Consider the following 25,169-nt stretch of genomic DNA (forward strand, 5'->3'; position numbering starts at 1 on the left):
TCTCAGCGCTTGCGGCGGTGCCGCTTCAAGATGGCTCGCACGGTCAGCAGCAGCACGACGGCCACGAGCTGGCCGCCGAACACGATGCGGTTGACGTCGATGGCCGGCCGCCACTGCGCGTCGCCGTCCTTGAGCACGAACACGCCCGCCGGAGTGGCGCTGAACCCGAACCCGCCGCCGCTGCCGCCGCTCTCCTCGCCCTTCTCCCCCGTGCCCTGGCCCTGACCGCCGCCGCCCCCGTGGGCGACCCTGGCGACGGGGATGACGATGACGTCGCCCTGTTGGATCGGCTCGCCGAAGACCCGCTTGACGGTCGCGGCGTCCTTCGCCTGCTCCATCAGCTCCATGATGTCCATCCCCCCATCGTCACCCCGGATCGCCCGCCTGGCCACCTCAGTCGAAAGTGGTCGAGATCTCGTGCCACCCGCCGGGCGGGATCTTCGCGGCCGGCTCGGGCCCCCAGGACCCCTTCTCGTACGGCAACGGCCGCTCCGGCAGGTCGAGCACCCGGTGCACGATCCGCCACGACTCCTCCACCAGGTCGAACCTGGCGAACCTGCGCGGATCACCACTGATGGCGTCGGCCAGGATGCGCTCGTAGGCGGCCTCCATCGGCCCGAGCACCTTGGTGAAGTCGACGCTGACCGGCACCGGCCTGGTGTGCTGCTTGCCCGGCTCCTTGGCCAGCAGGTCGAACGTCACCCCGGCGTCCGGCTGGAGCCTGAACCTGATGAGGTTGGGGCCGGGTGGCGCGTCGCCGCCGCGGAACATCGTCACCGGCGGCCTGCGCAGCTCGGCGACGACCTCCAGGTCGGTGGTCGGCAGCGCCTTGCCGGAGCGGATGCACCACGGCACCCCGGCCCACCGCCAGCTGTCGATGTGGGCGCGCAGCGCGACGAACGTCTCGGTCGTGGAGTCGGGGCGCACGCCGTCGGTGTCGAGGTAGCCGGTGTATTGGCCGCGCACGACGTCGGACGGCTCGATGGCCTGGACGGCGCGCAGCACCCGCCACTTCTCGTCGAGCTGGGCGCGGGCGTCGGTGGACGGCGGCGGGTCCATGGCGAGGATGGCCAGCAGCTGGAGCAGGTGGTTCTGCACGACGTCGCGGATGGTGCCGTTGGCGTCGTAGAAGGCGCCGCGGTCGCGCACGTCGAAGTCCTCGGCCATGGTGATCTGGACGCTGCGGATGTGGTTGCGGTTCCAGATGGGCTCGAGCAGGGTGTTGGCGAACCTGAACACCATGAGGTCCTCGACCGGCTCCTTGCCCAGGAAGTGGTCGACCCGCCGCAGGTGGTCCTCGTCGAAGTGCCTGAGCAGCTCGTCGTTGAGCTGGCGGGCCGAGTCGAGGTCCTCCCCGAACGGCTTCTCCACGACGAGCCTGGCCTCGCGGTTGAGCCCGGCTCCGGCCAGCCCCTCGGCGACCACCGAGAACAGCGACGGCGGCACCGCGAGGTAGTGGACGAGGAAGCCCTTGCCCGCCACCTCCTCGCGCAGCCTGGCGAACGTCCCGGGGTCGCGGTAGTCGCCCGCGACCAGCCGCAGGTTGCCGGCCAGCTTCCCGAACGCCGCGTCGTCGACCCCGCCGACGGCCTTGCGGGCGTGCTCACGCAGCCCTTCGAGGTCCAGGTCGGTCTTGGCCACGCCGATGATCGGCAGGTCGAGCTTGCCGGCGGCGGTGAGGTGGTAGAGGGCGGGCAGGACCATCTTGCGCGCGAGGTCCCCGGTCACGCCGAACAGGACGAGCGCGCCCGCGCGGGGCGTGTGACCCGAGCCGTGCCCCATGTCAGACCCGCCTTCCGCGCAGCTCGCGGTATTTGCGCACCAGCCGCCCGGTGGACGCGTCGGGGAACGTGGTCGGCGGATCCGCGGAGGTGAGCGCGGGCGCCACGTCGAGCGCCATCTTCTTGCCCAGCTCGACGCCCCACTGGTCGAAGGAGTCGACGCCCCAGATCGTGCCCTCGACGAACACGATGTGCTCATAGAGCGCGACGAGCTGGCCGAGCGTGGACGGGGTCAGCTTGGGCGCGAGGATCGTGGAGGTGGGGCGGTTGCCGGGCATCACCTTGTGCGGGACGACCCCGGGCGGCGTGCCCTCGGCCGCGATCTCCTCGGCCGTCTTGCCGAACGCCAACGCCGACGTCTGGGCCAGCAGGTTGGCGGTGAGCTGGTCGTGCATGCCCTCGCGGTCGTCGAAGGGCTCGGCGAAGCCGATGAAGTCGGCGGGCACCAGCCGGGTGCCCTGGTGGAGGAGCTGGTAGAAGGCGTGCTGGCCGTTGGTGCCCGGCTCGCCCCAGAAGATCTCGCCGGTGCTGACGGTGACGGGCGTGCCGTCGGCGCGTACGGACTTGCCGTTGGACTCCATCGTGAGCTGCTGCAGGTAGGCGGGGAAGCGGTGCAGCCGCTGGCTGTAGGGCAGCACGGCGCGGGTCTCGGCGCCGAAGAAGTCGTTGTACCAGACCCCGAGCAGGCCCATCAGGACCGGCATGTTGGCCTCGAACGGGGCGGTGCGGAAGTGCTGGTCCATGGTGTGGAAGCCGGCCAGCATCTCGCGGAACCGCTCGGGCCCGATGGCGATCATCAAGGAGAGCCCGATGGCGGCGTCGTAGGAGTAGCGGCCGCCGACCCAGTCCCAGAAGCCGAACATGTTGGCGGTGTCGATGCCGAACTCGGCGACCTTCGCCGCGTTGGTGGAGACGGCCACGAAGTGCTTGGACACCGCGTCCGCGCCCAGCGCGTCGACCAGCCAGCGGCGCGCGACCCGGGCGTTGGTCAGCGTCTCGAGCGTGGTGAAGGTCTTGGAGCTGACCACGAACAGCGTGGTCGCGGGGTCGAGCCCGGCGAGGTTGCCGGTGATGTCGGCGGGGTCGATGTTGGAGACGAACCTGGCCGTGATGCCCGCGTCGGCGTAGTCGCGCAGCGCCTCGTAGGCCATCGCCGGGCCGAGGTCGGAGCCGCCGATGCCGATGTTGACGACGGTCTCGATCGGCCTGCCGGTGGCGCCCCGCCACTCCTGCGACCTGACCCGGTCGGCGAACGCGCCCATCTTGGCCAGCACGGCGTGCACGTCGGCCACGACGTCCTGCCCGTCCACCACCAGCTTGGCGTCCGCGGGCAGGCGCAACGCCACGTGCAGGACGGCGCGGTCCTCGCTGACGTTGATGTGCTCGCCGCCGAACATGGCGGCGATCCTGTCGCGCAGCCCCGCGCGCTCGGCCAGGCCCACCAGCAGGTCGATCGTCTCCTGCGTGGCGCGGTGCTTGGCGTAGTCGAGGTAGAGGTCGCCGGCGGTCACGGTCATGCGCTCGGCCCGGCCCCGATCCGCCGCGAACAGCTCGCGCAGCCGCCTGCCCTTCAGCTCCTCGTGGTGCTTGTCCAGGGCGGCCCACTCCTGGCTCTGGCTGATGTCGCCGTTCACGCTCTTCCTCCTCGCGTCGCCAAACCGATCACCATCGTTCCGTAACCCCGTACCCACCGATGTTGATTCCGCGCATGGCGCAGGAGACTCTTTGCCTAGTGCGATTCGCGGCCCACGTGGTCGCCGCTGGAGCCGGTGAGGAAGTCGAGGTCGGCGCCGCGGTCGGCCTGGGTGACGTGCTCGACGTAGAGGCGTTCCCAGCCGCGGGCGGGCCGGGCGTGCCCGGTCATGACCGGCTCCCTGGCGGCCAGCTCGGCGTCGGGGACGTCCACGTCGAGCCTTCTCGCGGCCACGTCGAGCACGATGGGGTCGCCGGTGCGCACCCTCGCCAGCGGACCGCCGGCCGCCGCCTCGGGCGCGGTGTGCAGGACGACCGTCCCGTACGCGGTGCCGCTCATGCGGGCGTCGCTGATGCGTACCATGTCGCGTACGCCCTTGGCCAGCAGCTTCGCCGGCAGCGGCAGGTTGCCGACCTCCGGCATGCCCGGATACCCCTTGGGCCCGCAGCCGCGCAGCACCAGCACCGACGTCTCGTCCACGTCCAGGTCCGGCGAGTCGAGCCGGGCGTAGACGTCCTCGACGCTGTCGAAGACGACGGCCCGGCCGCGGTGCCGCAGCAGCTCGGGCGAGGCCGCGGCGGGTTTGATCACGGCGCCGCCTGGCGCGAGGTTGCCGCGCAGGACGGCGATGCCCGCGTCCGGCTGCAGCGGGTCCGAGCGGCGCCGGATGACGCTCTCGTCCCAGATCTCGGCCCCGGCCAGGTGCTCGACCAGCGGCCGCCCGGTGACGGTGATCGCCTCGGGGTCGAGCAGGTCCTCGACCTCCTTCAGCACGGCCGCCAGGCCGCCCGCCCGGAACAGGTCGTCCATGAGGTGCTTTCCGGCCGGCTGGAGGTCGACCAGCAGCGGCACGCCCGCGCCGGTGCGGTCGAAGTCGTCCAGGCTCAGGTCGACGCCGAGCCGTCCGGCGATGGCCAGCAGGTGCACGACGGCGTTGGTGGAGCCGCCGACGGCGGCCAGGGTGACGATGGCGTTGAGGAACGAGCCCCTGGTCATGACCTGGCTCGGCCGGCGGCCCTGGTTGACCAGGTCCACGGCGAGGCGGCCGGTCTCGTGGGAGCGTTCGAGCAGGCGGCTGTCGGGGGCGGGGGTGCCGGCGGTGCCGGGCAGCGTCATGCCGAGCGCCTCGGCCATGCAGGCCATGGTGGAGGCGGTGCCCATCGTGTTGCAGTGGCCGCGGCTGCGGATCATGGACGACTCGGACTCCAGGAACGCCTCGCGGGAGAGGGTGCCCGCGCGTACCTCCTCGCTGAGCCGCCACACGTCGGTGCCGCAGCCGAGCGGAGCACCGCGGAAGTGGCCGGTCAGCATGGGACCGCCGGGCACCACGACGGCGGGCAGGTCCACGGACGCGGCGGCCATCAGCAGCGACGGGATCGTCTTGTCGCAACCGCCGAGCAGCACCACGCCGTCGATGGGGTTGGCGCGCAGCATCTCCTCGGTGGCCATGGCGGCCAGGTTGCGCCAGAGCATCGCGGTCGGGCGCACGTTCGTCTCACCCAGCGAGACGACGGGCAGGTTGAGCGGCACGCCGCCAGCCTCCCACACGCCGTCCATGACGCTCTGGGCCACCTCGTTCAGGTGGGAGTTGCAGGGGGTGAGGTCGGAGGCGGTGTTGGCGATCGCGATGTGCGGCTTGCCGCCCTCGAACGCCTCGCGCGGCAGGCCGCGCCGCATCCATACCCGATGGATGTAGGAGTTGCGGTCGTTTCCCGAATACCAGCGCGAACTCCTCAAAGCCATGTCCGGCACCTTATCCGGCATTCGGGGGATTCAGCACGTTCTGTGGAGGAAGCAGCAGGGCATGGAGCATATCGACGCGTACTGGCGGGCGGCGAACTATCTGTCCGTCGGGCAGATCTACCTGCTGGACAACCCGCTGCTGACCGAACCGCTACGGCCGGAGCACATCAAGCCGCGCCTGCTCGGCCATTGGGGCACCACGCCCGGCCTGAACTTCTGTTTCGCCCACCTCAACCGGGTGATCTCGGAGCGGGACCAGGACATGATCTACATCTGCGGTCCCGGTCACGGCGGTCCCGCCGCCGTGGCGCACGCCTGGCTGGAGGGGACCTACTCGGAGCGGTATCCGGACGTCTCGCAGGACGCGGAGGGCATGCGGCGGTTGTTCCGCCAGTTCTCCTTCCCCGGCGGGATCCCGAGCCACGTCGCGCCGGAGACGCCCGGCTCGATCCACGAGGGCGGCGAGCTGGGCTACTCGCTCGCGCACGCCTTCGGAGCCGCGTTCGACAACCCCGGCCTGGTCGTGGCGTGCATCGTGGGCGACGGCGAGGCCGAGACGGGGCCGCTGGCCGCGAGCTGGCATTCCAACAAGTTCATGGACCGGCAGCGGGACGGCATCGTGCTGCCCATCCTCCACCTGAACGGCTACAAGATCGCCAACCCGGCCGTGCTCGCCCGCATTCCCATGGACGAGCTGCACAAGCTCATCGAAGGGTACGGCTACCGCCCGCACATCGTCGGCCCCGAGCACGAGCAGATGGCGCGGACGCTGGATGTGGTCTTCGACCAGATCGCCTGCTACAAGCAGGGCCGGGCCGACCGGCTGCCGATGATCATCCTGCGCACGCCGAAGGGCTGGACCGGCCCGCGCGAGGTGGACGGCAAGCCGGTCGAGGGCACGTGGCGGGCGCACCAGGTGCCGCTGGCCAGGGTGCGCGAGGACGCCGGGCACCTGGCCATGCTGGAGGAGTGGATGCGCTCGTACCGGCCCGAGGAGCTGTTCGACCGCGCGGGGCGGCCCGTCCAGGGGATCCTCGGCACGGTGCCGCGCGGGCCGCGCAGGATGAGCGCCAACCCGCACGCCAACGGCGGCGAGCTGCTGGAGCCGTTGCGGCTGCCGGACTTCCGCCGGCTCGCGGTGGAGGTCAAGTCGCCCGCCACGCAGTTCAGCGAGCCCACCCGGGTGCTCGGCGGGTTCCTGCGTGATGTGATCGCGAGCAATCCGCGGACGTTCCGGCTGATGGGTCCGGACGAGACCGCGTCGAACCGGCTGTCGGAGGTGTTCGAGGTCACCGACCGGGCGTGGGACGCCGAGGTGCTGCCGACCGACGAGCACCTGGCCCCGGGCGGGCGGGTGATGGAGGTGCTGAGCGAGCATCTGTGCCAGGGCTGGCTGGAGGGGTATCTGCTGACCGGCAGGCACGGGTTGTTCAACTGCTACGAGGCGTTCATCCACATCGTGGACGCCATGTTCAACCAGCATGCCAAGTGGCTGGAGTCGTCGCAGAAGATCCCGTGGCGGCGGCCGGTGGCGTCGCTGACGTACCTGCTGTCGTCGCACGTGTGGCGGCAGGATCACAACGGGTTCAGCCACCAGGACCCCGGCTTCATCGACGTGGTGGTCAACAAGAAGGCGTCCGTGGTGCGCGTCTACCTGCCGCCGGACGCCAACACGCTGCTGTCGGTCGCCGACCACTGCCTGCGTTCCCGCGACTACGTCAACGTGATCGTCGCGGGCAAGCAGCCGGTGCTGGACCTGTTCACGATGGAGGAGGCCGTCGCGCACAACACGCGCGGCCTGGGCATCCTGCCGTGGGCGTCCAACGACCAGGGGCATGAGCCGGACGTGGTGCTGGCCTGCGCGGGCGACGTGCCCACGATGGAGACGCTGGCCGCCGCGGCGCTGCTGCGCGAGCACCTGCCCGCGCTGAAGGTGCGGGTCGTCAACGTGGTCGACCTGATGCGGCTGCAGCCGCCGTCGGAGCACCCGCACGGCATGTCCGACGCCGAGTTCGACACGCTGTTCACCACGGACAAGCCGGTCATCTTCGACTTCCACGGCTACCCGTCGCTCATCCACGAGCTGACCTATCGCCGCCACGGCCACGACAACATCCACGTGCGCGGTTACAAGGAGGAGGGCACCACGACGACGCCGTTCGACATGGCCATGCTCAACGACATCGACCGCTACCACCTGGTCATGGACGTCATCGACCGGGTGCCCGGCCTCGGCGCCAACCAGGCGCATCTGCGCCAGCGCATGAGCGACGAGCGGTTGCAGGCCCGCGCCTACACGAGAGAGCACGGCGAGGACCCGGCGTCGATCAGGTCGTGGACATGGCCGGTCGCATCCTCGTACTGAACACGGGCTCGTCGTCCATCAAGTACGAGCTCGTGGACGTCCGCACCCGGGAACGCCCGGCCAGGGGCCTGGTCGAGCGCATCGGCGAGGAGCGGGGGCGGCTCACGCACCACGCGGGGCGCCGGTACGAGCGGGAGGCGCGCTTTCCCGGGCATCGCGAGGGGCTGGCCGCGGTCCTGGCGGCGTTCGAGGCGGCAGGGCCGGAGCTGAACCCGGTCGCGGTCGGGCACCGGGTCGTGCACGGCGGGACCAGGTTCGCCGAGGCGGTGCTCGTGGACGACGGCGTGATCGGGGCCATCGAGGAGCTGGCGCCGCTGGCTCCGCTGCACAATCCGGTCAACCTCATCGGGATCCGGGTCGCGCGCCGGGCCTTTCCCGGGGTGCCGCAGGTGGCCGTTTTCGACACGGCGTTCCAGCTCACGTTGCCGCCGGAGGCGTACACGTACGCGGTGCCCCGCGACTGGCGCGAGCGGCTCGGCGTGCGGCGCTTCGGCTTCCACGGCACCTCCTGCGCCTACGTCTCCCGCCGCGCCGCCGCCTTCCTCGGCCGCGACCTGGCCGGGCTGAACCTCGTCGTGCTGCACCTGGGCAACGGAGCCAGCGCGACCGCGCTCTCGGGCGGGCGCAGCGTCGACACCTCCATGGGCCTGACGCCGCTGGAGGGGCTGGTCATGGGCACCCGTTCGGGCGACGTCGATCCCGCGCTGGGCGGCTATCTGGCGCGGGTGGACGGGCTGGACGCCGAGCAGGTCGAGTACGCGCTCGACCGCCAGGGCGGCCTGCTCGCGCTGACGGGTACGGGCGACATGCGGGAGGTACGCGCCCGCGACGACGCCGAGGCCCTGCTGGCCCTGGACATCTACACCCGGCGCATCCGCAAGTACGTCGGCGCCTACTACGCGCTGCTCGGCCGGCTGGACGCGGTCGTGTTCACCGGCGGGGTGGGCGAGCACGACGCCGCCACCCGCGCCGCCTCGCTGGCGGGGCTCGACCGGCTGGGCATCACCGTGGACCCGGCGCTCAACACGGCCGTCTCGGCGGACGAGCGGGCGGTGTCGCCGCCGGGCTGCGAGGTGGCCGTGCTGGTCATCCCCACGGACGAGGAATGGGAGATCGCCCGGCAGGCCCTCGCGCTGATCAGCTCATGAGTGCCCGCCGCGGGGCACCGCGGGCACCCAGAACTCCACCGTCGTGCCCGTGCCCGGCGTGCCGCGGACGGCCCACCAGCCGCCCGCCGCCTCGGCGCGCTCCCGCATCTCGGTCAGCCCGAAATGCCCGGGCCGATCCGCCTGGGAGGGCAGGCCGATGCCGTCGTCGCGTACGCGGACGTGCACGCCCCGGTCAAGCGAGGCCAGCTCCACCGTGACGGCGCCCGCGCGGGCGTGTTTGAGCACGTTCGTCACGGCCTCCTGGCAGATGCGGAAGACGGTGATCGCGGTCTCGGCGGGCGGCTCGCCGTCCAGGTCGTGCACCAGCTCGAACGCCGTGCCCGCCAGCGTCTGCTCCAGGTAGGCGGTCAGGCTCTCCACCAGACCGTCGCCGGGCGGGCGTAGCCGGAAGGCGAGGTCGCGCAAGCGTCCGACGGCGCCTTCGACGGCGGCTTCGAGCGCGCGCACGGCGGCGGCGTGCTCCTCGGGGAGGCTCTCGCCCAGCAACCGAAGCCGCATCCCGACGGCGACCATGGACTGGATGGTGTCGTCGTGCACGTCGGAGGCGATGCGGCGGCGTTCCCGCTCCTGGGCCTGGACCAGGCGGGCGAGCAGCAGGCCACGCTCGTCCAGCGCCCTGGCCAGGCTGCGCCGCTCGGTCAGGTCACGCGTCACCTCGCCGAATCCGCGCAGGCCGCCGTGCTCGTCGTACAGGGCGGTGATGACCACGCCGGCCCAGAATCGGGTGCCGCCCTTGCGTACCCGCCAGCCCTCGTCCTCCCACCGCCCGTCGGCGGCGGCGGCCTCCAGCACCTTGGCCGGTTTGCCGGCCGCCACGTCCTCGGGCGGGTAGAACACGGAGAAGTGGGTGCCGATGATCTCTTCGGCGGAATAGCCCTTGATACGGTGCGCACCCGCGTTCCAGCTGACGATCCCGCCCCGCGGGTCGAGCATGAAGATTGCGTAATCCCGGATGCTCTGCACGAGCAGCCGCATATCCTCAGGTGGGCGGTCATGCTCGGGCATACCGCAGCCTTACACGGCCGGGTGCGGGAATGAAACCTGCTCACGCTTCGGAAGGGCGGACCTGGAGCGGTGTCAGGCGGGCCGCCAGCTCGCACCACACCACCTTCCCGTGCTCACCGCCCTCGCGCCCGTCCTCGCCCGCGGCGATGCCCCAGCCGGTGGACAGCAGCCTGACGACGTGCAGGCCCCAGCCGTTGGCCGGGCCCGGGTCGCGCGGCTCGGGCAGCTCCGCGCCGGCGTCGCCCACCTCGACCCGCACGCGGGAGGCGCTGCCGCGCACGCGCAGCGCGGGCCGGCCGACGCCGTGCACGAGCGCGTTCGTCACCAGCTCCGACACCACCAGCAGCACGTCCTCGTGGTGGCCCTGGTAGCCGCACTCGGCCAGGGCACGCCGGACGATCTGCCGCGACAGGGTGATGCTGCCCATCTCCTCCGGCAGCCGGGTGTCCACCTGGTACGGCTCCGCCTCCTCACTGCCCACCCATCTACTCTCGGGGAGGCCGGCGGCCGGTCACGAGACGCAAACGCGCCAGGCGGCCTGATGCGATTGCGTCAATCCGATGGCTTTCACCGGGGTCGCCTCAGTCCAGCAGCCCTTCCCTGCGGGCCAGCGCCACCGCCTCCAGCTTGGACCGCGCGCCCAGCTTCTCCAGCACGTGCTGCACATGGTTGCGCGCGGTGTTGCGGGCCACGCCGAGGCGCTCGCCGATCTCGTACGTGCCTGCGCCCTCGGCCAGGAGCAGCAACGTCTCCCGCTCCCGCGCGGTCAGGGCAGAGCCGAGATGCCCTGCTCTCCCGGTCAGCCGATCGAGCACGCCCGGCAGCAGTCCCGGCGCGAACACGACGCCACCGGCCGCCACCTCCCGCACCGCGGACTCCAGCTCACTCAGCCGCGACGACTTCAGCACCAGCCCCGCGCCACCCGCCGCCACCACTCTGGCCGCCACGGACGCTGTCGCCTCACCGGTCAGCACCAGCACGCGGGCCTCGGGCGCGACCGCGGCGAGCCGGCCGATGGCGGAGATGCCGTCGCCGTCGGGCAGGCGCCGATCGAGCACCACGACGTCGGGCCGGCACCTGCCGGTCTCGGCCACGGCGGCGACGATGGTGCCGGCCTGCGCCACGACGTCGATGCCGGGCGCCCGGCCGAGCGCCAGCCCGATGGCCTCCGCGACCATGGCGTGGTCCTCCACGAGAACCAGCCGGATCGAAGGGGAGGTCGGCATGTCTTTGCTTCCGTATGGGCCGCGCCGTCGCACGGCCTGCGTCACGAGCAGTGTCCCACGGGGCGGCGGAACACGGGGACGGCCGTCACTGTGAGCGACAGAAGCTCATCCGATGGTCACCGAACGTGGCGAAAAACTGGCCTGGCCGAGTGTGGCCTTGTAGCAATATGGGGTATTTGTCCCTTTTGAACCAGGACGAACACATCGGGGGGATCGTCGTGGCTATGCAAACAGAGATCCGTAACCTGCTCGACTGCCATGTGGTGGGGTCGGACGGTCAGTCGATCGGCAAGGTGGGTCAGGTCTACCTCAACGATCATACGGGCGAGCCGGAGTGGGTGACCGTACGCACGGGGTTCTTCGGAATGAAGCAGACCTTCGTGCCTCTGGCCAACGCCCGCCGCTCGGGCGAGGAGATCCGGGTCCCCTTCGACAGGGAGATGATCAAGGGCGCGCCGAACATCGACGTGGACGGCCGCCTGTCCCTGCAGGAGGAGGCCGACCTCTACCGCTACTACGGCATGCAGCCGTCGGCCGTCCCGCAGCAACGTACCGGCGAACCGCGTACGCGGGGACCGATCACAGGAGAGCGGATCGAGCGGCAGACCGGCCGCCTGGCCGGCGAGACGCGCGGCGACGTCACCGAGGACCGTGACATCGACATCACCAGGTCGGAAGAGCGGCTCCGGATCGGCACGGAAAGCAGGGAGACGGGCCGCGTGCACCTGCACAAGTACGTCGAGACCGAGACGGTCCGCGAGACGGTCCCGCTCTCGCACGAGGAGGTCGTGATCGAGCGCGAGGCCATCAACGACGGAGAGGCGGTCGGAGCGCAGGAGATCCACGAGGAGGACCGGGAGATGATCCTGCACGAGCAGCGCCCGGTCGTCGGCAAGGAGACCAAGCCCGTCGAGCGCATCCACATCCACAAGCAGGATGTGCGGCACGAGGAGACCGTGGAGGGCGAGGTCAGGAAGGAGCGGTTCGAGATCGACGAGGAGGGGGTGACCAGGGGCGAGGCCGAGAGGTTCGGCCGGCGCGGCAAGGACAAGCCGCCGGAGCGGTGAGCTCCCGGGCCTGATCCCCCAGCCGCATGAGGTTGTCCCGCGGGGGCGCCAGACAACGTCGGGCACCCCCGCAGCCGTTTGCCGCTGTGACTCTCGTGCTGGATGCCCCCTGCCGGTGGCGGGCGGCCGATTGGAACGAATCCGGTCTAGTGAGCAATCAGTATCGATCGGGTAAGGCACGCCCCGTGCGGACAGCCGGGAGTGCCCTGGTCGCAGGCAGTGACCGCCCCCAGCCTGCGCCGAGCCCGGCGGACGCGGACGACGCCCGCAGGGCCGCGACCACGGCTTAGATCACCGCTGCACGGGTTCCGGAGCCCGATTTACGCGGTCGCCGGACCGTACCGGCCCGAGATCATCCACCCCGCGTAACACCGACTTCACCTGCGGGAAGTCACCCGTTCACGTACGGCCCCCGCCCGGGCGGCAAGGGATCCATACTGTATTCGTAAAGTGACAGTTGACAGGAAACCGCTCTCTGACGACGATCGACACGGCACTATTAAGTGACAATTTACGGAGATCAGCCCGACCCACGGGTCAGGAGGTGGCTTCAGATGAGCATCGAGCCGAGGGCGAAGGTGGCCCCAGAGCGAGTGCTGCCAGGCCCGGTGCCCATGGCGCCGGAGACAGCCGCGCAGCAGCGAGTGGTCCAGCGGATCTGCACCAGGGTCGCGCCCGACGGCATGGTCGTCGGCGTCGGCGAGCTGCCCCCGGGCGGCCTGCAGGTGTGGATCGACGACCCGGGGCCGGTCGGCCCGCAGGAGTCCTGGGTGCTCCATCACCGCATGGCCCGCGAGGTGGCACTGGTCGGCTGGCACTGCGAGGCCGACACCGACCGCCTGCTGGTCCTCGGCTGGAGCGCCGCCTGCCTGCACAACCGCGTACGCCTGCTGCAGAGCGGGCTGCGCAGGCTGTCCGACTTCGAGCACACCGCCCAGCGGGCCGTGCAGCTCGACGGGCGGAGCCCCGACGACCAGCCGCCCGCGCAGGTCGCGACGGCCGTCTGCGACTCGATCGAGCAGCGGCTGCGCTGGCCGGAGCGGCTGGCCGAGCTCGACGGATACGACCGCAGCTCCGGCCTGCCCCACCTGCAACTGCTCCTGGCCCAGGTCACCGGCCTGGAAGCGAAGGTCGCGGGAGCCTGCGAAGAGCACCTCGTCATGGCACGGGTGCTGGCGCGGGCCGTCTGCGAGCACTACGCGCGGCACTCCGACCTGCGCCGGGCACAACGAGACGTGCTGGCCGAGACCCGCCGATGGGTGCACGCCAGCTCCATGATCCGTGGCTCGGCCACCGCACGGCCGAGCCCCGCCGCCGGCGGCGGCCGCCCCCACATGGGGCTGGCCGAACGCCGCATCGCCGCGAGCGTCATCAACCACGGCACGCCGCGGGCCACCCCCGCGGCAGTCGCTCCACGGGCCGAACACCGCGGCCACGAGGAGGACGCGCGCTGACCTCGAGCCGCTCAACGGCGAGCGGTCGTCCGGAAAAAGACCCCATTCGAATCCGGTAGGAGAGCTCCCGTCATGCGAACCCCCCCGCACCTGCCCGCCCGATCCAGGCACGAGCCCCGAGACACCGACACCGCCAGAGCCCGCCGGCACCCGTACGGCCTGCACGAGGTCCCCGTGCAGGCGGCGCCGCGCGGCACGCTCGACCTCCCCGACGCCGTCCCGCCCGGCGAGCCCGACGTGTACGTCGAGCAGCGGCTGCTCGGCATCAGGGAGATGTCCAACCAGGCCATCGGCTCCATCGACGACCTGCTCCAGCACACCGCCTGAAGTGTGCCCCCAACGGCCCCCGGACGGGAGCCGGAAGAGCGATATCTCACCCTTTAGAGGAGAGTCATGCAGGGACTATCGCGACTGGAGCTGAAGTCGCGTGATGTCGGGGGCCACCAGCCACGCTCCATAGCGGGCACCGACGCGCCGCGCACCTTGGACGAGGTACGCGCACTCGTACGGCGGGCCATGGTCACCAAGACCCGCCTGTACCCGATCAGCACCGGCCGGAACTGGGGAATGGGCTCGGCCGTGCCCGTCACCGACGACAACGTGGTCGTCGACCTCAGCGGCATGGACCGGATCCGCAGCCTCGACCTCGAGTCGGGCTACGCCGTCATCGAGCCGGGAGTGACCCAGGCGCAGCTCGCCGAGGTGCTGCGCGACACTCCGTGGATGCTCAACGTCACCGCCTCCTGCGCCGACACCTCCGTCGTGGGCAACGCGCTCGACCGCGGCGACGGCTGCGTACGCTCCCGGGTGCACGACGTGGCCGGGATCGAGGCCGTACTGGCCGACGGCAGCGTGGTCACCACCGGCGGGCTGGACCCGGCCGGGCGTTACCACGGGCGGGTCGCCGGACCCGACCTGACGCCCGCGTTCGTCCAGCACAACCTGGGCATCGTCACCGCCATGGCCGTCGCGCTGGTGCCGCGCCCGCAGACCATCGGGCTCGTGCACGGCCGGATCCAGCGGGACCAGGCCAGCGTCGCGCTCGGCGCGGTCACCGCCTTCCTGCGCCGCGGCAACCCGGCCGACGGGCTGCTGCGCGTGCGCGAGTTGTCGCTCACGCCGAGTCACGGCGACTGGATGTTGCCCGCAGGGGTCGATCCCAGCCTGTTCACCATCCTCGGGCCGCTCATGGGCAGCGACGCCACGGTCGAGCTGGCCGAGGAGCTGCTGCGCAAGGCGCTCATCGAGGTCGAGGGCGCGGAGGCGCTGCGTGTCGTGGACGCCGCCGAGGTCGGCCCGGACGACCCGCTCTATCCCCGGGCGCTCATGTCGCAGGGCATCCCCACCTGCCTGGGCGTGCGCAACGCCCTCGGCGTGACCTCCTGCGACCAGATCGACGGGAGCGGGATGGGTTTCCTGGCGCTGCTGCCGCTGATGCCCATGCACGCGCGCAGGACCGAGCACATCCTGGCCGCCCTCCAGACGGCCGTGGACGCGCACACCACCGCGCTCATGGTCGAGTGGAACCTGGTCAGCAAGCACCTGGCCAACGGCGTCATCCAGATCTTCTTCGACCGCGGCGCACCGGACGCGCCCTACCGTGCGCACCAGCTCCGCAACGACGGCAACTGCCTGCTGCGCGGGCACGGTTGCGCCATCTACCGCTCCGACATCGACCATGCCGCCGCCGACGTCTGGTCCGAGACCAGCACCGCCAGCCTCGGCATGCTGCACCGGCTCAAGACAGCGCTCGACCCGGACGGCCTGCTCTCACCCGGCCGTTACGGCGCCTGAAAGACCATTCCGACTTCGCCGGTCGCACAGCCGGAGTTGCGCCGGTCGGCGGAGGCGACTCATAGCTTGGAGGTGACCACAGTGCGTTCGTCACCAGCGCGGGGGACGAGCACCGTAGACCGCCGTCACGGCTTCATGCTGCGGCTGGTCGGCGCGGGTGTCATGTTGACGGTGATGGCCGACACCACGGCCACCACCCTGGCGGTCGGAGTGTTGCGGTACACGCCGGCGGGCGCCGGCATGCCGCTCGGTGACCTGGTCTGGCTGACCAGCGCGGCGTTCATCCCGATCGCGGCGCTGCTGGCCACCGCCGGCCGCTGGGCCGACCTGTTCGGCCGGCGCCGGGTGCTGGCCGTCGGGCTCGTGGTGTTCGTGCTGGGCGGGATCGCCACCGTCACCGTGGACTCCTGGTCGTACGTGCTGGCCGCACGCGCCGTCCAGGGCGCCGGTGCCGCGGCGATGATCCCGGCCAGCCTCGGGCTGCTGCTCGGCGAGCTGCCGGAGTCGCAGCGCCGCGGCGCGATCGCGCTGTGGAGCTCCGCGTCCGGCCTGGGCTGCCTGCTCATGCAGGCGGGCGGCGGCTGGCTGGCCGCCACCGTCGACTGGCGGGCCCTGTTCGTTCCGGACGTCGTCATCGGCGTCGCGCTCCTGATCGCCTGCGCCGGTCTTCCGCCGGGTAAGCGCGCCGGCGCCAGGGGCCTGCCGGACATGCTCGGCGCGTGGCTGCTCGCCGCCGGCATCGCCGTCATCGTGCTGGCCATCTCCAAGGCGATGGCCTGGGGCATGGACGTGTTGTGGCTGGCGCTGGCCGCGGTCGCCCTGCTGGGCGGGGCGCTCGCGCAGGCCAGGCACCACCGCCTGCCCGCGATCGACCTGGCCCTGTGGCGGCGGCCCAGGTTCGTCTGGGGCTGGCTGGCGACATGGTGCTTCGGCGCGCTGTCGTACGGCCTGCTGACCGTGCAGCCGCTGTACCTGCTCCATCTGGGCTACCCCATGCTGGAAGTGGCGATGTGGCTGACCCCCACGTCGGTGGCCGTCGTCGTGACGAGCTTCCTGGCCGGGCGCATGGTGAAACGGGTCGGCGCGTACGGCCTGATCTACGCCGGCTCCCTGCTCTGCGGCGGCGCCTGCGTGCTCGTGCTGACCCAGGCCGGGCCCACCGTGTGGGGCTTGGTCGCCAGCGTCGTGGTCGGGATCGGGGTCGGCGCGCTCGCGCCCGGCACCTCCGTGGCCACCACCCTGGCCGCCCGCCCCCACCAGTACGCCTCCGCCGTCGGCGCCGCCACCATGGCGCGCATGGTCGGCGGGGCCGTGGGCGTCGCGGTCGTGTCGGTCGTCATCGACCACCCGTTCATGACGGGACCCCTGGCCGGGCTGGCCGGCGCGCTCGCCATGTGCGTGGCCATCTCCGTGCTGATCGGCGCGATAGCCCTGACCAAGATCACCCGGCTGCGGACCGACCCCGGCGACGTCATGATCAAGGTGCCGCGCCGGATGCTGCTGGAGTTGCGCATGACCCTCGCCACCGTCGCGGCGGAGGCCGATGCCTTGCTGCCAGTCGAGACCCGCACACCCCCCATGAACCCCCCAATGGACAGTGTCCCGCAGCCGCGGAGGGCCGAATCCGGCCCGCTGGCCGGCACCCGCGGGCACACGCACTAGTTCAACCAGTCAGAAGGGCTCTCGTCATGGCAACCACATCCTGCGACGTAGCCATCGTCGGCGCCGGTCTCGGCGGCTGCTTCCTGGCCTTATTACTGGGCCGCCGCGGCCGGCACGTCGTCGTCGTCGAGCAGGGACCCTCCGTCCCCAGCGCGGGCGCCGACTTCCTCAAGCCACCCGGGCTCCGGGTGCTCGCCCGCCACGGACTCGCGGACCTCGTCGAACGCCATGGCCTCAGACGCGACGTCATCCGCTACTACCACGACGGCGACCCGATCCGGGAGTGCCGCTTCCCCGACGGCGGCTTCCTCATCCGCCCCTACCGCGAGCTGGTCGAGCTCATCTACACCAGCTGCGCGATGGAGGGCGTGGAGTTCCGGTTCGACGCGACCATCGAGGACATCACGATCGGCGACGGCCGCGTCGAGGAGCTGGCGCTGTCCAACGGGGACCGGCTGCGGGCCGGCGTCGTGATCGGCGCCGACGGCACCAAGTCGGCCATCCGCCAGGCGCTCGACATCGAGCAGCGCACGATGCCGTACGAGCGGCTGCTGATGCGGGTGGCCACCGTGCCGCTGAGCGCCAGCATCGCCCAGCTCAACCGGCTCTACTTCAGCTCGGAAGGCTGGCTCGCCTACCTCTATCCGATCAACCGGGACCAGGCCAGGGTGTTCGTCGGCCTGCCCCCGGAGGACGACAAGGAGATCTTCCAGGACGGCATCCCCGCGCTGATCGACGAGCTGAAGAAGTTCGTCACCGAGAGCTCGGACGCCTTCAACTCCCTGCAACCCGCCACCTGGCAGCGCATCAAGGTGTCCTCGTTGCGGGTGGGCGCCTACCACAAGGGCAACGCCGCGCTCCTGGGCTCGGCCGCGTTCGCCTGCCACCCGATGACGGGCATGGGCATGAGTTACACGCTGTACGACGCGGAGATCCTGGCCGACGTCATCTGCGCGGCCGGAGGCGACGAGGAGCTGCTCGACCGGCTGCTCTACGCCCGCTACGAGCCCCGCAGGCACGCCCACAGGGAGCTCATCGACTATGGGGACGCCCTGGCCGCCACCTTCCGCGACCGGGCCGCCTACCTGGCCGCCTTCCGCGCCGACCTGCACATCTACGGCGAGGCGGCCGCACCGGCGGAGCCGCCGATGCTGCAGCCGACCTGAGCCGGTGCCCCCGCCCGCCCGCCATTCCCACCGGGTGAGGTCGCCGGGCGCTTGGCCGGCCCGATCCCCCAGGCGGCGGGGGCGCCCACGGTGGGGCCTGCACTACCGCCAGGACGGGTGACAGCGGGGGTCCGCCCGGCCACGTCTCTCGCGATGCTGATGAGTGATCGCCCACGACTCGTCAGCATCGGAGAGAACTGTGACTGTGGTGGACACCTCCCGCGCCCCCGCGCAGGGAGAAAGGGGCAGCGACTTCGCGAGGTTGTCGCGCCGCATCGCCCAGGAGGGGCTGCTCGGCAAGCGGCCCGGCTACTACGCGGTCAGGATCGCCCTGGTGGCGGGCCTGTTCGCGGGCGGCTGGGCGGTGTTCGCCCTGGTCGGCGACTCCTGGTGGCAGGTCCCGGTCGCGGTGCTGCTGGCCGTGGCGTTCGCCCAGGTCACGCTGCTGGCGCACGATCTGGCGCACGGGCAGATCTCCCGGTCCCGGCGTACCAGCCGGATCGCCGGGCTGCTGGCGGGCAACCTGGCCGTCGGGCTCAGCTACGGCTGGTGGATGGACAAGCACAGCCGCCACCACGCCAACCCCAACCACGAGGAGCACGACCCCGACGTCTCGCCCGACGTCCTGCTCTGGTCGGAGAAGCAGGCCGAGGCCGCCCGCGGGGTGCCGCGGTTCCTCGGACGCCGGCAGGCGTTCCTGTTCTTCCCCCTGCTCACCCTCGAAGGGGTGAACCTGAAGGTGTCCAGCTTCCGCGCGCTGCGCCGGGAGTCGCTCAAGAGCCGGAGGGTCGAGGGGCTGCTGCTGGCCGGGCACGTCGTGGCGTACCTGGGCGCGGTGTTCCTGGTGCTGCCGCCCGGCAAGGCGCTGCTGTTCCTGGCCGTGCACCAGGCGTGCTACGGCGTCTACCTGGGCTGCACGTTCGCGCCCAACCACAAGGGCATGCCGGTCCTGACCGCGGAAGACGAGCTGGACTTCCTCCGCCGCCAGGTCCTGACCTCCCGGAACGTACGCGGCGGGCGCCTGGTCAACACCGCGCTCGGCGGCCTGAACTTCCAGATCGAGCACCACCTGTTCCCCAGCATGCCCACCGCGAACCTGCGCAGGGCGCAGCCCATCGTCCGCGACTACTGCCGCTCGCTCGGCGTCGACTACGCCGAATGCGGGCTGTTGGCGTCATGGGGGCAGGCGCTGCGCCACCTGCACGAGGTGGGGCGGCCGCTGCGCGAGGTCAGGACGTGACGATCAGCTCCTGCCCGTCGTGGTCCTCGGTGATCTGATGACCGGCGTCGGCCAGGACCGTGCGCAGCGCGAGCTGGACCGCGGTGCGGATGGTGGCGTATCTGACCAGACGGCTCACCGGCCGGCGCGCGGCCGGCGCACCCCAGGTGACGACCACACCGCGGGTGGGATCATGCCAGACGCCGAGCCCTCCGTCGGCCGTCGACAGGGACGGCTCGACGGTGAAACCCGCGTCCGTTAACTCCTGGCGGACCAGCCGTTCCAGGTCCGGGCCAGGGCTCGAGGCGGTGTCCATCAGTGCCTGCTGCCCACACACGCGGGTGATGAACCTCCGGGACCGCGCGAACCCTGTGTAAGGATGTCGGCTGTGTCCTCGTCGTCAGCCGAGCCGGTCGCGTCGTCCCGGTTGCGGTCGTCGCGGGCCGTCGTGTTCGCGGCGGTCTGCGGGGCCGTGTCGGCGGGCGGGCACGCGCTGGCCGGGGGCGGGCTGGTGCCGTTCGAGGTCTACCTGGCCGGGGTGCTGGCCGCGTTCGGGCTGGCGTACCTGATCGACGGGCGCGAGCGCGGGCCCGTCGCGGTGCTGGTCGCGACCGTGACCGCCCAGATGGTGCTGCACCAGCTCTTCGAGCGGCTGGCGCCCGCCGCGGGGGCCGATCCCCCGCACGCGCATCCGGCGCCGGGCATGGCGCTGGCCCATCTCACGGTGGCGGCGCTCACGGCGTGGTGGCTGCACCGCGGCGAGCGCGCCCTGTGGCTCATGATCCGCCTGTACGCCGCACCGCCGCCGGTCGTCCGGCTGCTGGTCACCGCCCCCATCGAGGTCGCCCTGCCGTCGTGGCGGCCGGTGATCTCCGACGTCCCCGCGTCCGCGGGAAAGACCGTCTCCAGGACGGTCAGCAGGCGAGGGCCGCCCGCCGCGCCGGAGCACTTCCGCTGAAGCGCTCGGCATTCCGCCGAAGCCCTTGGCGCGTCGTTTCTGGCGCGCGCCCTTGCCTGTGCTCCGGATGGCGCCACGGGCGCGGTCCGGAAGATCATTCTGGAGACCGATCATCATGGCATTCCTGCCACGCAACATCCGCAAGGCGGTGCCGGCGGTGCTCGCCTGCGCCCTTCTGCTGACTTTTCCCGCCTCCCCCGCATTCGCCCACGACACGCTCAAGCGCAGCTCACCGGCCAAGAACGCGCAGGTCTCCTCGGTCGAGGAGATCGAGCTCGAATACAGCGCGGGCGTCAAGTTCCCGTTCGTCGTGCTGCACGACGCGGCGGGCAAGGAGGTCACTCTCGGCGAGCCGCGGCTGGATGGGCATATGGTGTTCGCCGGGGTCCCCCAGCCGCTCGCGCCGGGCGCGTACGTGATCGGCTGGCGGGTCGTGTCCTCCGACGGTCATCCCATTGAGGGCGAAATCCCCTTCAGCGTGAAAGGATCAGCTTCTCCATCGGCTTCGCCCTCGCCCACCGGCGGGGGATCCACGGCGGGCGGGCCGTCCAGCGCGGCGGCGGTCGAGCCGTCCGGGGCGGCCGGCGAGCGCCCCGCCGCATCGGCGGGCGTTCCCGGCTGGATCTGGGGCGGGCTGGCGGGGCTTGTCGTGCTGGGCGCGTTCGTCCTGATCAGGACCGCGCGCCGCAGCCCAGATCGGGAGGAAGTGGATGCGGATTGAGCAGGCCAGACAGGTCGCGCGGCAGTGGGTGCAGCGGGAGGGCGCGGCGCTGCCCGGGTTCGGCGGGGCCTTCCTGACCGGGTCCGTGTTGTGGGCGCCCGACCCGGGCGCGGAGCTGGCCCCGACGACCGACGTGGACATCGTCCTGCTCCAGGACCCACCCGGTCGCATCGGGAAGTTCCGCTATGAAGGGGTGCTGATCGAGGTCTCGGCCGTCGCCCGGCTCGGCTCCACGCACGACGTGCTGAGCGACTACCACCTGGCCGGCGCCTTCCACCTCCCGTGCGTGCTGGCCGACCCGTCCGGGCGGCTGACCGAGCTGCAGCGGGTGGTGGCCCGCGACTTCGCCGAGCGGCCGTGGATCCTGGCCCGCTGCACCAACGCCATGGACCGGGTGCGCGGCTGGATCAACGGCATGGACGAGTCCAAGCCGCTGACCGACCAGGTCACCTCGTGGCTCTTCGGCACGGGGGTGACCACGCACGTGCTGCTGACGGCGGGGCTGCGCAACCCCACCGTCCGCCGCCGGTACGCGGCCGTACGCGACCTGCTCGCCGCGCACGGCCGGCAGGACTTCCACGAGAATCTGCTCGCCCTGCTGGGCTGCGCGAACTTCGGCCCCGGCCAGGTGGAGCGGCACCTGGCCGCGCTGGAGAAGGTGTTCGACGCCACGTCGAGCCTGCGGGCGCCCTCCTACCGGTTCGACTCCGACATCACGGCCGTGGCGCGGCCCCTCGCCATCGACGGCAGCCGCGAGCTCATCGCGCGGGGACTGCACAGGGAGGCCGTGTTCTGGCTGGTGGCGACGTACGCGCGCTGCCTGGACAAACGCGCGGCCGCCGGGGTGGCGGGGTACGAGGACGGGTTCCTGGAGCTGCTGGCCGAGCTCGGTGCGGATACCTTCGCCGACCGCCGCCGCCGCGGGGACCGGGTGCTCGCGGCGCTGCCGGGGGTGTGGCAGACGGCCATGGCCCTGTGCTGACGGGAGTCAGCGGCCGTCCAGCAGGAGGAGGTCGTCGCCGTAGATGTCCGGGCTGCGGTCCACCTCGCCGATGAAGTCCGCGGGGAAACCCGGCTCGAACTCCACCGCCGACTCCAGCCGCCGCACCGCCTCCTCGGGCAGCGCGAGCCCGGACGCCCCCAGGTTCTCCTTGAGCTGACCGGCGTCGCCCGCGCCGATGATCGGGTGCACGCCACGCCGCATGGTCCACGCGATCGCCACCTGCGACGCCGTGACCCCCAGTTCGCCGGCGACCTCCAGCACGGCGCCTACCACGGCCCGGTCCCGCTTGCCGATGGACTCCGGGGGCACGCGGGAGGTCGGCACCCCGGACAACACGCCGTGCCCGAGCACGCCCCACGCCGCCACGCTCATGCCGTGCTCCCGCGCCATCGGCAGCAGCTCCCGCTCGACGTCCCGCCGGAGCAGGCTGTACGGCACCTGCACCCCGGCGAACGGCGTCCACCCGCGCCACTCGGCCAGGGTGTTGGCCCGGCTGACCACCCACGCCGGAGCGTCGGACATGCCGACGTGGAGCACCTTTCCCGCCCGGACGGCGTCGTCCAGCGCGCGCATCGTCTCCTCGATCGGGGTGTGCCGGTCCCAGACGTGCACCCAGTACAGGTCGATGTAGTCGGTACGCAGCCGCCGCAGGCACTGCTCCAGCGACAACACCAGGTTCTTGCGGTGGTTGCCGGCCGCGTTCAGGTCGGTGCGGTCGCGGGTGGGGGTGTACTTGGTGGCCAGGACGAAGCGGTCACGGCGGCCTTGCAGCAGGTCGCCGACGACGCTCTCGCTGTCGCCGTACATCAGGGCCGTGTCGACGACGTTGCCGCCGGCGCCGGCGTACTCGTCGAAGACGCGCCGTACCTCGGGCGAGGACTCGTGGAAGATCATCCCGCCGAGGAACATCTCCGAGACCCGCAGCCCCGTGCGGCCCAGCAGGCGGTAACGCATCACTGCACCCCCTCGTAGGGGACGGCGGCGCGGGCCTCGCGCAGCGCCCTGCTCCACCATCCGAGCTGGTCGAGCAGCGCCTTGGCGGCGCCGTCGGGGCCCTCGGGCGCCGTCAGCCGGCCATCGGTGTCGAAGCGCTCCCAGTGGTTGTCGAAGCTGATCGTGTTGCGCACCGTGACGGCGTGCAGCTCGGCGAAGACCTGCCGCAGGTGCTCGGCCGCCCGCACGCCGCCGCCGTAGCCGCCGTACGAGATGAGTGCCACTGGCTTGGCCTGCCACTGGGTGTAGTGCCAGTCGATGGCGTTCTTGAGGGAGGCGGGGTAGCTGTGGTTGTACTCGGGTGTCACCACCACGAACGCGTCCGCCGCCGCCAGCCGCCCGGCCAGCCGCCTGAGGTCCTCGGGACGCTCGTGCACGGCGGCCAGCTCCTCGGGCGTGGCGGGCAGCACCTGCGGCAGCGGCGTCTCCGCCAGGTCGATGAGGTCCAGGTCGAACAGCCCGTGGGCGTTCGCCTGCTCGGTGAACCATCGCGTGACCACGGGGCCGAACCGCCCTTCGCGGATGCTGCCGGTGATCACGGCCAATGTCATTTTCTTCATGGCCCAAGCTCACCGCCGTCCGCGCGGCCGAGGAAGGCCGGGGCGAGACTGGCCCTCGCAGGGCCACGATAGGGGCGTGGCCCGCCTCGTACACTCGGGACTGTGAGTGAGCGAAGCATGGGACGCGGGCGCGACAACGAGCTGGGCGCGTTCCTGCGCGCCCGTCGCGAGGCCGTCAAGCCCGCCGACGTCGGGCTGCCGGACGGGCCGCGGCGGCGCACGCCGGGGCTGCGCAGGTCGGAGCTGGCCACGGTGGCGGGGGTGAGCGTCGAATATCTCACCAGGCTGGAGCAGGGCCGCGACCGCAACCCATCCGCGCAGGTGCTCGGTACGCTCGCCGACGCGCTTCGTATGACGTCTGAGGAACGCCTCCACCTGAAGCACCTGTCCCAGGCGATCAACGGCAACGTCGTGTTGTGCCCGAGCGCGGGACAGGCGCCCGCCCGCACGGTACGCCCCACGGTACGCGCGCTGCTCGACCGGCTGGAGCCCGCCCCGGCCGCCGTGCTCAACCGGCTGGGCGAGGTGCTCGCCCACACCACCGGCTACGAACGGCTCTTCGGCCCGCTCGGGCTGCTGGACGGAGACCCGCCCAGCGTGACCAGGTTCGTGTTCGTGGACCGGCGGGCCAGGATCGCCTTTCCCGACTGGGAGCGGGTCGCCGACGAGCACGCCGCCGCGCTCAGATTCGAGGCTGGCGTCGACGACCCTTATGCGGCCGAACTGGTCTCCGAGTTGTCGTTCGCGGCGGGCGAGGCCTTCACCGAGCGCATCGCGGGGCCCTCGGCGCCGCCGCGGCTGGCTCCCGTGGAGCGGCTGGCGCATCCGGAGGCGGGCGAGCTACGGCTGGCGCGCGAGCCACTCCACCTGTCGGACCCGGACCAGCGGATCATGGTCTACCTGCCGGCGGACGCCGCCACCTCTGCCGCGCTCGACCGGCTCACCGGCCGCCTCCCCGGCGCCCTGCGCGCCGTCAACGGCTGATCCTCTTATTCGCGCACGTCGAGGCCCAGCGCGGTGGCGATGACCGTGGTCTGGAAGGGATCGATGATCGCGTTCTTGAGCGTGACGGCGTGCGGGTCGAGGGTGCTCAGGTCGCTGCCGCGCAGGTCGCACTTCGTCAGGTCGGCGCCGCGCAGCGCCGCCCCGGACAGATCGGCCCGCCGCAGCTCGGCGCCCTCCAATCGGACTCCGGTCAGGTCGGCCTCACGCAGCCGGGTGCCGTGGAAGGCGCTGCCCCGCAGGTCGGCACCCGGCAGGGCCGCGTACGACCAGTCGCCGCCCTCGACCTTCAGCAGCCCGTACGTGCATCCGTCGAACACGCTGCCCGTCAGCTTGCACCCCGTGAACGTCGCGTCGAACAGCGAGCACCGCGTGAACGTGCAGTTGAGGAACCGGGCGTCTTCGTGCACCGACACGTTGAACCGCACGTTGCTGAAGTGGCACTCCTCGAACGACGAGCCGTGGTCGGCCAGCTCCGTCATGTCCACGTCCTGGAACAGGACCCGCCGGTAGCTCTCTCCCGAGATCTCCAGGGTGTCCCAGTCCGTGGCCCAGATCGTCTTCTCCGTGGGGTACGCCATGCGAACA

The 25,169-nt window shown here is 71.6% G+C and carries 24 protein-coding genes; 13 read left to right on the top strand and 11 right to left on the bottom strand.

Annotated features, from left to right (window positions below):
- Positions 1 to 2: 2 nt before the first annotated feature.
- The 4 genes from ACFLIM_RS21430 to ACFLIM_RS21445 all read right to left on the bottom strand — a co-directional run bounded on the left by ACFLIM_RS21430 (position 3) and on the right by ACFLIM_RS21445 (position 5,217).
- Complete coding sequence (locus ACFLIM_RS21430) at positions 3 to 356, bottom strand: GerW family sporulation protein (RefSeq protein WP_393168017.1); 354 nt, start codon at positions 354 to 356, stop codon at positions 3 to 5.
- A gap of 37 nt (positions 357 to 393) precedes the next feature.
- Positions 394 to 1,782, bottom strand: coding sequence for a glucose-6-phosphate dehydrogenase (gene zwf / locus ACFLIM_RS21435; protein WP_393168019.1), 1,389 nt, complete (start codon positions 1,780 to 1,782; stop codon positions 394 to 396).
- A 1-nt stretch (position 1,783) separates the two neighbouring features.
- The gene (gene pgi, locus ACFLIM_RS21440; protein ID WP_393168021.1) at positions 1,784 to 3,415 is read right to left on the bottom strand and encodes a glucose-6-phosphate isomerase; all 1,632 of its coding nucleotides are present in this window, start codon (positions 3,413 to 3,415) and stop codon (positions 1,784 to 1,786) included.
- Positions 3,416 to 3,510: 95 nt separating this feature from the next.
- Complete coding sequence (locus ACFLIM_RS21445) at positions 3,511 to 5,217, bottom strand: IlvD/Edd family dehydratase (protein WP_393168022.1); 1,707 nt, start codon at positions 5,215 to 5,217, stop codon at positions 3,511 to 3,513.
- A gap of 61 nt (positions 5,218 to 5,278) precedes the next feature.
- Here ACFLIM_RS21445 and ACFLIM_RS21450 point away from each other — a divergent pair, with 61 nt between their 5' ends.
- Together ACFLIM_RS21450 and ACFLIM_RS21455 are read left to right on the top strand one after the other, a co-directional pair.
- Positions 5,279 to 7,582: a phosphoketolase family protein gene (locus ACFLIM_RS21450; protein WP_393168024.1), complete on the top strand. Its 2,304-nt coding sequence runs from the start codon at positions 5,279 to 5,281 to the stop codon at positions 7,580 to 7,582.
- Positions 7,558 to 8,730, top strand: coding sequence for an acetate/propionate family kinase (locus tag ACFLIM_RS21455; protein WP_393168026.1), 1,173 nt, complete (start codon positions 7,558 to 7,560; stop codon positions 8,728 to 8,730). The genes ACFLIM_RS21450 and ACFLIM_RS21455 overlap by 25 nt, the downstream gene beginning before the upstream one ends.
- Here the strand turns inward: ACFLIM_RS21455 and ACFLIM_RS21460 are convergent.
- From ACFLIM_RS21460 to ACFLIM_RS21470, 3 genes are all read right to left on the bottom strand, one after another.
- Entirely contained in the window at positions 8,725 to 9,756 is a 1,032-nt protein-coding gene (locus ACFLIM_RS21460; protein ID WP_393168028.1) for a PAS domain-containing sensor histidine kinase, read from the bottom strand. The genes ACFLIM_RS21455 and ACFLIM_RS21460 overlap by 6 nt on opposite strands.
- A gap of 40 nt (positions 9,757 to 9,796) precedes the next feature.
- Entirely contained in the window at positions 9,797 to 10,237 is a 441-nt protein-coding gene (locus ACFLIM_RS21465) for an ATP-binding protein (RefSeq protein WP_393168030.1), read from the bottom strand.
- Between the two features lie 100 nt (positions 10,238 to 10,337).
- Positions 10,338 to 10,982, bottom strand: coding sequence for a response regulator transcription factor (locus ACFLIM_RS21470; RefSeq protein ID WP_393168032.1), 645 nt, complete (start codon positions 10,980 to 10,982; stop codon positions 10,338 to 10,340).
- Positions 10,983 to 11,206: 224 nt separating this feature from the next.
- Between ACFLIM_RS21470 and ACFLIM_RS21475 the strand changes: the two genes are divergently transcribed.
- The 7 genes from ACFLIM_RS21475 to ACFLIM_RS21505 all read left to right on the top strand — a co-directional run bounded on the left by ACFLIM_RS21475 (position 11,207) and on the right by ACFLIM_RS21505 (position 19,365).
- On the top strand, positions 11,207 to 12,049 hold the full coding sequence (locus ACFLIM_RS21475; RefSeq protein WP_393168034.1) for a DUF2382 domain-containing protein: 843 nt from the start codon (positions 11,207 to 11,209) through the stop codon (positions 12,047 to 12,049).
- Positions 12,050 to 12,603: 554 nt separating this feature from the next.
- A complete protein-coding gene (locus ACFLIM_RS21480; protein ID WP_393168036.1) occupies positions 12,604 to 13,503 on the top strand; it encodes a hypothetical protein in 900 nt (299 codons plus the stop codon).
- Between the two features lie 72 nt (positions 13,504 to 13,575).
- Entirely contained in the window at positions 13,576 to 13,830 is a 255-nt protein-coding gene (locus tag ACFLIM_RS21485) for a hypothetical protein (RefSeq protein WP_393168038.1), read from the top strand.
- 66 nt (positions 13,831 to 13,896) lie between these two features.
- The gene (locus ACFLIM_RS21490) at positions 13,897 to 15,297 is read left to right on the top strand and encodes an FAD-binding oxidoreductase (RefSeq protein ID WP_393168040.1); all 1,401 of its coding nucleotides are present in this window, start codon (positions 13,897 to 13,899) and stop codon (positions 15,295 to 15,297) included.
- 81 nt (positions 15,298 to 15,378) lie between these two features.
- The gene (locus ACFLIM_RS21495) at positions 15,379 to 16,959 is read left to right on the top strand and encodes an MFS transporter (protein ID WP_393168042.1); all 1,581 of its coding nucleotides are present in this window, start codon (positions 15,379 to 15,381) and stop codon (positions 16,957 to 16,959) included.
- Between the two features lie 26 nt (positions 16,960 to 16,985).
- Positions 16,986 to 18,125 carry an FAD-dependent monooxygenase gene (locus tag ACFLIM_RS21500; RefSeq protein WP_393168044.1) on the top strand — a complete coding sequence of 380 codons (1,140 nt, stop codon included), beginning with the start codon at positions 16,986 to 16,988 and terminating at the stop codon, positions 18,123 to 18,125.
- 199 nt (positions 18,126 to 18,324) lie between these two features.
- Entirely contained in the window at positions 18,325 to 19,365 is a 1,041-nt protein-coding gene (locus ACFLIM_RS21505; protein ID WP_393168046.1) for a fatty acid desaturase family protein, read from the top strand.
- Here the strand turns inward: ACFLIM_RS21505 and ACFLIM_RS21510 are convergent.
- Complete coding sequence (locus tag ACFLIM_RS21510; protein ID WP_393168047.1) at positions 19,355 to 19,660, bottom strand: hypothetical protein; 306 nt, start codon at positions 19,658 to 19,660, stop codon at positions 19,355 to 19,357. The genes ACFLIM_RS21505 and ACFLIM_RS21510 overlap by 11 nt on opposite strands.
- Before the next feature lie 72 nt (positions 19,661 to 19,732).
- Here ACFLIM_RS21510 and ACFLIM_RS21515 point away from each other — a divergent pair, with 72 nt between their 5' ends.
- The 3 genes from ACFLIM_RS21515 to ACFLIM_RS21525 all read left to right on the top strand — a co-directional run bounded on the left by ACFLIM_RS21515 (position 19,733) and on the right by ACFLIM_RS21525 (position 22,005).
- On the top strand, positions 19,733 to 20,302 hold the full coding sequence (locus ACFLIM_RS21515) for a hypothetical protein (RefSeq protein ID WP_393168049.1): 570 nt from the start codon (positions 19,733 to 19,735) through the stop codon (positions 20,300 to 20,302).
- Positions 20,303 to 20,417: 115 nt separating this feature from the next.
- Positions 20,418 to 21,023 carry a copper resistance CopC family protein gene (locus tag ACFLIM_RS21520; protein ID WP_393168051.1) on the top strand — a complete coding sequence of 202 codons (606 nt, stop codon included), beginning with the start codon at positions 20,418 to 20,420 and terminating at the stop codon, positions 21,021 to 21,023.
- On the top strand, positions 21,013 to 22,005 hold the full coding sequence (locus tag ACFLIM_RS21525) for a hypothetical protein (RefSeq protein WP_393168053.1): 993 nt from the start codon (positions 21,013 to 21,015) through the stop codon (positions 22,003 to 22,005). Before ACFLIM_RS21520 ends, ACFLIM_RS21525 begins: the two co-directional genes overlap by 11 nt.
- A gap of 6 nt (positions 22,006 to 22,011) precedes the next feature.
- Here the strand turns inward: ACFLIM_RS21525 and ACFLIM_RS21530 are convergent, their stop codons facing one another.
- The gene (locus tag ACFLIM_RS21530; protein ID WP_393168244.1) at positions 22,012 to 22,980 is read right to left on the bottom strand and encodes an aldo/keto reductase; all 969 of its coding nucleotides are present in this window, start codon (positions 22,978 to 22,980) and stop codon (positions 22,012 to 22,014) included.
- Positions 22,980 to 23,579 carry an NADPH-dependent FMN reductase gene (locus tag ACFLIM_RS21535; protein ID WP_393168055.1) on the bottom strand — a complete coding sequence of 200 codons (600 nt, stop codon included), beginning with the start codon at positions 23,577 to 23,579 and terminating at the stop codon, positions 22,980 to 22,982. Before ACFLIM_RS21535 ends, ACFLIM_RS21530 begins: the two co-directional genes overlap by 1 nt.
- Before the next feature lie 117 nt (positions 23,580 to 23,696).
- Between ACFLIM_RS21535 and ACFLIM_RS21540 the strand changes: the two genes are divergently transcribed.
- Positions 23,697 to 24,563, top strand: a complete 867-nt coding sequence (locus tag ACFLIM_RS21540) for a helix-turn-helix domain-containing protein (RefSeq protein WP_393168246.1) — start codon at positions 23,697 to 23,699, stop codon at positions 24,561 to 24,563.
- Positions 24,564 to 24,568: 5 nt separating this feature from the next.
- On the opposite strand, the gene ACFLIM_RS21545 is transcribed toward ACFLIM_RS21540, so the two are convergent.
- On the bottom strand, positions 24,569 to 25,162 hold the full coding sequence (locus ACFLIM_RS21545) for a pentapeptide repeat-containing protein (RefSeq protein WP_393168057.1): 594 nt from the start codon (positions 25,160 to 25,162) through the stop codon (positions 24,569 to 24,571).
- Positions 25,163 to 25,169 lie beyond the last annotated feature (7 nt).

It is taken from the genome of Nonomuraea marmarensis (assembly GCF_043197025.1).
Classification (GTDB): domain Bacteria; phylum Actinomycetota; class Actinomycetes; order Streptosporangiales; family Streptosporangiaceae; genus Nonomuraea; species Nonomuraea marmarensis.

Excerpts from the sequence above, each read along its gene's own strand:
- ACFLIM_RS21535 (WP_393168055.1), bottom strand. The coding sequence starts at position 23,579 with ATGAAGAAAATGACATTGGCCGTGATCACCGGCAGCATCCGCGAAGGG.
- ACFLIM_RS21460 (WP_393168028.1), bottom strand. The coding sequence starts at position 9,756 with ATGCCCGAGCATGACCGCCCACCTGAGGATATGCGGCTGCTCGTGCAG.
- ACFLIM_RS21485 (WP_393168038.1), top strand. The coding sequence starts at position 13,576 with ATGCGAACCCCCCCGCACCTGCCCGCCCGATCCAGGCACGAGCCCCGA.
- ACFLIM_RS21450 (WP_393168024.1), top strand. The coding sequence starts at position 5,279 with ATGGAGCATATCGACGCGTACTGGCGGGCGGCGAACTATCTGTCCGTC.
- ACFLIM_RS21470 (WP_393168032.1), bottom strand. The coding sequence starts at position 10,982 with ATGCCGACCTCCCCTTCGATCCGGCTGGTTCTCGTGGAGGACCACGCC.
- ACFLIM_RS21490 (WP_393168040.1), top strand. The coding sequence starts at position 13,897 with ATGCAGGGACTATCGCGACTGGAGCTGAAGTCGCGTGATGTCGGGGGC.
- ACFLIM_RS21510 (WP_393168047.1), bottom strand. The coding sequence starts at position 19,660 with ATGGACACCGCCTCGAGCCCTGGCCCGGACCTGGAACGGCTGGTCCGC.
- ACFLIM_RS21525 (WP_393168053.1), top strand. The coding sequence starts at position 21,013 with ATGCGGATTGAGCAGGCCAGACAGGTCGCGCGGCAGTGGGTGCAGCGG.
- ACFLIM_RS21540 (WP_393168246.1), top strand. The coding sequence starts at position 23,697 with ATGGGACGCGGGCGCGACAACGAGCTGGGCGCGTTCCTGCGCGCCCGT.
- ACFLIM_RS21545 (WP_393168057.1), bottom strand. The coding sequence starts at position 25,162 with ATGGCGTACCCCACGGAGAAGACGATCTGGGCCACGGACTGGGACACC.
- ACFLIM_RS21480 (WP_393168036.1), top strand. The coding sequence starts at position 12,604 with ATGAGCATCGAGCCGAGGGCGAAGGTGGCCCCAGAGCGAGTGCTGCCA.
- ACFLIM_RS21445 (WP_393168022.1), bottom strand. The coding sequence starts at position 5,217 with ATGGCTTTGAGGAGTTCGCGCTGGTATTCGGGAAACGACCGCAACTCC.
- ACFLIM_RS21530 (WP_393168244.1), bottom strand. The coding sequence starts at position 22,980 with ATGCGTTACCGCCTGCTGGGCCGCACGGGGCTGCGGGTCTCGGAGATG.
- ACFLIM_RS21475 (WP_393168034.1), top strand. The coding sequence starts at position 11,207 with ATGCAAACAGAGATCCGTAACCTGCTCGACTGCCATGTGGTGGGGTCG.
- ACFLIM_RS21520 (WP_393168051.1), top strand. The coding sequence starts at position 20,418 with ATGGCATTCCTGCCACGCAACATCCGCAAGGCGGTGCCGGCGGTGCTC.
- ACFLIM_RS21500 (WP_393168044.1), top strand. The coding sequence starts at position 16,986 with ATGGCAACCACATCCTGCGACGTAGCCATCGTCGGCGCCGGTCTCGGC.
- ACFLIM_RS21430 (WP_393168017.1), bottom strand. The coding sequence starts at position 356 with ATGGACATCATGGAGCTGATGGAGCAGGCGAAGGACGCCGCGACCGTC.
- ACFLIM_RS21455 (WP_393168026.1), top strand. The coding sequence starts at position 7,558 with ATGGCCGGTCGCATCCTCGTACTGAACACGGGCTCGTCGTCCATCAAG.
- zwf (WP_393168019.1), bottom strand. The coding sequence starts at position 1,782 with ATGGGGCACGGCTCGGGTCACACGCCCCGCGCGGGCGCGCTCGTCCTG.